A 5196-nucleotide genomic window follows, 5' to 3' on the forward strand; every position below is an offset into this window, starting at 1 on the left:
CGAGCAGCATCAGTTCGACCGACATCAGGATGATGATGACGTTCTTGCGGTTCAGAAAAATCCCGAACAGGCCCAGCGTAAACAGGATCGCCGCGACGGTAAGATAATGACCGAGGCCGATTTCCAACATGATCAGATACCGCTCCCCGTCGTGACCTTTACGATTTCAATCGCATCCTCGGCGTTACGTTCCAGCTGGTCGGAAATTTTCTGCCGCCGCACACCCGGCCGCTGGCGCAGCGTCAGCACAATCGCCCCGATCATCGCGACCAGCAGCACCAGCCCCGAGGCCTGGAACAGGTATATGTAATCGGTGTAGATGAGCCGGCCGAGCGCTTCGGTATTGGTCACCTGATCCAGCGGCGGGATCGGCGCGGCGCTGTTTGAGACAGCCTCCGGCACGAATACCCAGCCGCCCAGCACGATCACGAGTTCAGCCAGCAGCACCAGCCCGACCAGCGCGCCGATCGGCAGATACTGCAAAACGCCCCGGCGCAGTTCAACGAAATTGATATCCAGCATCATGACGACGAACAGGAACAGCACCGCGACCGCGCCCACATAGACAATCACGAGGATCATCGCCAGGAACTCGGCGCCCATCAGAACGAACAGCCCGGCGCTGTTGAAGAACGCCAGAATCAGGAACATGACAGAGTGGACCGGATTGCGCGAGGCGATCACAAGGACGCCCGCGGCAACCGCCGCGAACGAAAACATATAGAACGCCAAGGCTTGAATTATCATGAGCTCCCCTCAACGCCATTGACGAACAGGCCTCGTCAATGGCGCCTTCGTTTACCGGTACGGCATGTCCATTTCAATATTGGCGGCCAGTTCCGCTTCCCACCGGTCGCCGTTCGCCAGCAGCTTGGCCTTGTCGTAAAACAGCTCTTCGCGCGTTTCCGTCGCGAATTCGTAGTTCGGTCCTTCAACGATGGCGTCCACCGGACAGGCTTCCTGGCAGTAGCCGCAATAAATGCATTTCGTCATGTCGATATCGTAGCGGGTCGTGCGGCGGCTGCCGTCTTCGCGGGGCTCCGCTTCGATGGTAATCGCGAGCGCCGGGCACACCGCCTCGCACAGTTTGCAGGCGATGCAGCGTTCCTCGCCGTTCGGATAACGGCGCAGCGCATGTTCGCCACGGAAACGCGGCGACAGCGGCCCCTTCTCATAGGGGTAATTCAGCGTGAATTTGGGCCGGAACATCATCCGCAACGTCAGCGTCATGCCCCGAACCAGCTCCGTTAGGAGCAGACCGCGCAGGGTGTTATTCAGTGTCGCCATTATCCGCCTTCTTTCCGTCGCGCGTCATGATCATAACATTCCCGGTACCTTGCCGGCCGCAAACAGCCAGCCGCCGACAACGACAACCCAGAGCAGCGAGAATGGCAGGAACACCTTCCAGCCCAGCCGCATCAGCTGGTCGTAACGGTATCGCGGGAAGGTCGCGCGCACCCACAGGAACACAAACAGACAGAACGAGATTTTCAGTGCAAACCATATTGGCCCCGGCACCCAGGTGAACGGCGCGAAATCGAACGGCGCCATCCAGCCGCCCAAAAACAGGATCGACGTCATGGCGCACATCAGGATCATGTTTGCGTATTCGCCCAGGAAGAACATCGCAAACGTCATTGATGAGTATTCGACGTTGTAGCCCGACACCAGTTCCGCTTCCGCTTCCGGCAGATCGAACGGTGCGCGGTTGGTTTCCGCCAGTGTCGAAATGAAGAAGATGATGAACATCGGAAACAGGATGCCAAAGAAATGCCAGTTCTGGATGCCGCCGGACTGGGCTTCGACGATGGCCGACAGGTTCAGCGAACCCACGAACATCAGCACCGTGATGATGACAAAGCCCATCGATACTTCGTAGGACACCATCTGGGCCGCCGAACGCAGCGCCCCCAGGAAGGCGTATTTCGAATTGGACGACCAGCCGGCCATGATGATGCCGTATACGCCCAGCGATGAAATCGCGAAAAGATAAAGAATACCGACGTTTATGTTGGAAAGCACCATGCCCGCATCAAACGGGATCACGGCCCAGGCAATCAGGCTCAGCACGAAGGTTACCATCGGCGCCGCGAAAAACATGCCGCGGTTCGCACTGGCCGGGACGATGGTTTCCTTGAAGAGCAGCTTGATGCCGTCCGCCATCGGCTGCAGCAGCCCGAAGGGTCCGACGACATTGGGGCCCTTGCGCAACTGCATCCAGCCGATGACCTTGCGTTCGGCCAGCGTGAGGTAGGCCACCGCGCCCAGCAGCGGCACAACGATCAGCACGATGTAGAAGACGATCCAGGCCGTCGGTTCGCCATAAGTGTACCAGAACTCAGCCATGGGTGCCGGTCGCCCCCTCACCGCTATTCACGAATTCGCGTGTGCATTGCGCCATCGTTTCCGATGCCCGGCTGATCGGGTCAGTCATGTAGAAATTCACAATCGGCGACACGAACGGATCGGCGGACATCGCGCCGGCATCGCCGAATTCGCCCCAGACGACGGGTTCCAGTTCATCAATCCGGGTAAAATGCGGGCAGGCCGCGTGCATCGCCCGGCGCAACGCCGCCATATCGTCGAACGGCAGCGCCTTGCCGAGTTTCGCGGACAGCGCCCGGATAATGGCCCAGTCCTCCCGAGCGTCGCCCGGCGGGAAACACGCCCGCCGCGCCAGTTGAACCCGGCCTTCCGTATTGACGTAGGTGCCGTTTTTTTCCGTATAGGCCGCGCCCGGCAGGATGACATCGGCAGCATGCGCCCCGTTATCGCCATGGTGCCCCTGATAGATGACAAAGGCCTTGTCCAGCTTGGACGTGTCGATTTCATCCGCGCCGAGCAGATAGACGACTTCGACCTCGCCTGATGCAGCGCCATCGAGGATTCCCGCCGTGTCCCGGCCGCCTTCGCCCGGCACGAAGCCGAGATCCAGCCCGCCCACCCGGGCAGCCGCCGTATGCAGAACGTTGAAGCCGTTCCAGTCATCCGCGACCATGCCGGTCTTTTCGGCAATCGCGCGCGCCGCCGCCAGGACCGCCGCGCCATCGTCACGAGCCAACGCGCCCATGCCGACAATCAGCATCGGGCGCTTCGCATCGCCGAGAACCCTGGCGAAGGGATGGTCGCCGTTGGCGATCTCGTTCAGCGTATCGGGGCCGGCGCCAAGATAGTCGTAATCATAGCTCAGGTCGTGCTGCTGGCCGACAACCCCGACCGGATAACCGCCGAACAGCCATTGCTTGCGGATACGGCTGTTTACCAGCGGCGCTTCCCAGCGCGGATTGGTGCCGATCAGCAGACAGGCGTCCGAATTCTCGATCCCGGCAATACCGGTATTGAACAGGTAGGACGCGCGCAGCGACGGGTCGAGCTTTGCACCGTCCTGGCGGCAATCCAGATTGCCGGATCCCAGCGACGCCATCGTCGCCTTCAGGGCAAACATCGATTCCGCGTCGCAGAGGTCGCCGGCAATGGCGGCGATACGACTGCCGTCCAGCCCCTTGAGCCGGGCGGAGATGGCGTCAAACGCCGCATTCCAGCCGACCGGCGACAATTTTCCGTCGGCGCCGCGAAGGTAGGGCGTATCCAGACGCTGACGCCGCAAACCGTCACAGGCGAAGCGGGTCTTGTCCGAAATCCATTCCTCGTTCACGTCCTCGTTCAACCGCGGCAATACGCGCAGCACCTCGTTGCCCCGCGTGTCGATCCGGATGTTGCTGCCGACCGCATCCATAACGTCAATCGACTCGGTTTTCGTCAACTCCCAGGGCCGGGCGGAGAAGGAATAAGGTTTGGAGGTCAGCGCGCCCACCGGGCACAGGTCGATGACATTGCCCGACAGTTCCGATGACACCGCTTTGCCCAGGGTCGTGATCACCGCGTTTTCCCCGCGGTTAAGCATGCCCATATCGGTCACGCCGCCGATTTCGGTGGAGAACCGCACACAGCGGGTGCAGTGAATGCAACGGGTCATGATCGTGTGGATCAGCGGCCCCATATACTGTTCGGCGATCGCGCGCTTGTTCTCGTCATAGCGGCTGCCGTCATGACCATAGGCCATGGCCTGATCCTGCAGATCGCACTCGCCGCCCTGATCGCAGATCGGGCAATCCAGCGGGTGGTTGATCAGCAGGAATTCCATCACGCCGCGGCGCGCCTTCCTGACCATCGCGGAATTGGTCGTGACTTCCATGCCCTCGCCCGCCGGCAGGGCGCAGGAAGCCTGCGGCTTCGGCGGTCCCGGTTTCACTTCGACCAGGCACATGCGGCAATTGCCGGCAATCGACAGGCGTTCGTGATAGCAGAAGCGCGGAATTTCGACGCCTGCCGCCTCGCAGGCCTGCAGGATGGTCAGGCCGGCTTCAACTTCCATCTCGACGCCGTCAATCTTAAGTTTGGGCATGTCCCGCTCCTACTCCGCCGCTGCCACGGCGACGCTTTTGCGTCCAACGATCCGGGCCTCGATCTCGTCGCGGAAATGCCGGATCAGTCCCTGAACCGGCCAGGCCGCGCCATCGCCCAGGGCGCAGATCGTATGGCCTTCGATCTGATACGACACGTCCAGCAGCATGTCGATCTCGGCGATTTCCGCCTCACCGCGCGCCATGCGCTCCAGGACGCGCCACATCCAGCCAGTGCCTTCCCGGCACGGCGTGCACTGGCCGCAGCTTTCATGCTTGTAGAAATAGGCCAGCCGCGCGATTGCCTTGATCACATCGGTTGACTTGTCCATCACAATCAGGCCCGCGGTGCCGAGGCCGCTGCGATGTTCCTTCAACGCATCGAAATCCATCAGCACGTCGTCGCAGATGTTCTTGGGCAACATCGGCGTCGAACTGCCGCCCGGGATGACCGCCAGCAGGTTGTCCCAGCCGCCGCTCACGCCACCCGCATGCTTTTCGATCAGTTCCCGCATGGAAATCGACATCGCCTCTTCCACATTGCAGGGATTGTTCACATGGCCGGAAATACAAAAGATTTTCGTGCCGCGATTGTTCTCCCGGCCAAAACCGGTGAACCATGTTGCGCCGCGGCGCAGGATCGTCGGCGCCACCGCAATGGTTTCGACATTGTTGACCGTCGTCGGGCAACCATACAGCCCGGACATCGCCGGGAATGGCGGCTTCAGGCGCGGCTGGCCCTTCTTGCCCTCGAGGCTTTCCAGCAGCGCGGTTTCCTCGCCGCAGATATAGG

6 protein-coding genes are annotated in these 5196 nt (G+C 61.0%); all 6 read right to left on the minus strand.

Annotation, left to right across the window (positions count from 1 at the left end; genetic code table 11):
* Nucleotides 1-130 (minus strand): NADH-quinone oxidoreductase subunit K (locus tag WD767_08380; protein MEX2616096.1); only part of this gene is annotated, 130 nt, incomplete at its 3' end.
* Nucleotides 131-132: 2 nt separating this feature from the next.
* Nucleotides 133-747, minus strand: coding sequence for an NADH-quinone oxidoreductase subunit J (locus WD767_08385; protein MEX2616097.1), 615 nt, complete (start codon nt 745-747; stop codon nt 133-135).
* A gap of 51 nt (nt 748-798) precedes the next feature.
* Nucleotides 799-1287, minus strand: a complete 489-nt coding sequence (gene nuoI / locus WD767_08390; GenBank protein MEX2616098.1) for an NADH-quinone oxidoreductase subunit NuoI — start codon at nt 1285-1287, stop codon at nt 799-801.
* Between the two features lie 30 nt (nt 1288-1317).
* Nucleotides 1318-2346, minus strand: a complete 1029-nt coding sequence (nuoH, locus tag WD767_08395) for an NADH-quinone oxidoreductase subunit NuoH (protein MEX2616099.1) — start codon at nt 2344-2346, stop codon at nt 1318-1320.
* Nucleotides 2339-4405 (minus strand): NADH-quinone oxidoreductase subunit NuoG, encoded by a 2067-nt coding sequence (nuoG, locus tag WD767_08400; protein ID MEX2616100.1) that lies wholly within the window; start codon nt 4403-4405, stop codon nt 2339-2341. The genes nuoH and nuoG overlap by 8 nt, the downstream gene beginning before the upstream one ends.
* Nucleotides 4406-4414: 9 nt before the next feature.
* Nucleotides 4415-5196: NADH-quinone oxidoreductase subunit NuoF (gene nuoF / locus WD767_08405; GenBank protein ID MEX2616101.1), on the minus strand; the 782-nt coding region annotated here is incomplete at its 5' end.

It is taken from the genome of Alphaproteobacteria bacterium, from assembly GCA_040905865.1.
In the GTDB taxonomy this organism is placed as follows: domain Bacteria; phylum Pseudomonadota; class Alphaproteobacteria; order UBA8366.

Coding starts and splice junctions, on each gene's coding strand:
- WD767_08385 (MEX2616097.1), bottom strand. CDS start 747: ATGATAATTCAAGCCTTGGCGTTCTATATGTTTTCGTTCGCGGCGGTT.
- nuoG (MEX2616100.1), bottom strand. CDS start 4,405: ATGCCCAAACTTAAGATTGACGGCGTCGAGATGGAAGTTGAAGCCGGC.
- nuoI (MEX2616098.1), bottom strand. CDS start 1,287: ATGGCGACACTGAATAACACCCTGCGCGGTCTGCTCCTAACGGAGCTG.
- nuoH (MEX2616099.1), bottom strand. CDS start 2,346: ATGGCTGAGTTCTGGTACACTTATGGCGAACCGACGGCCTGGATCGTC.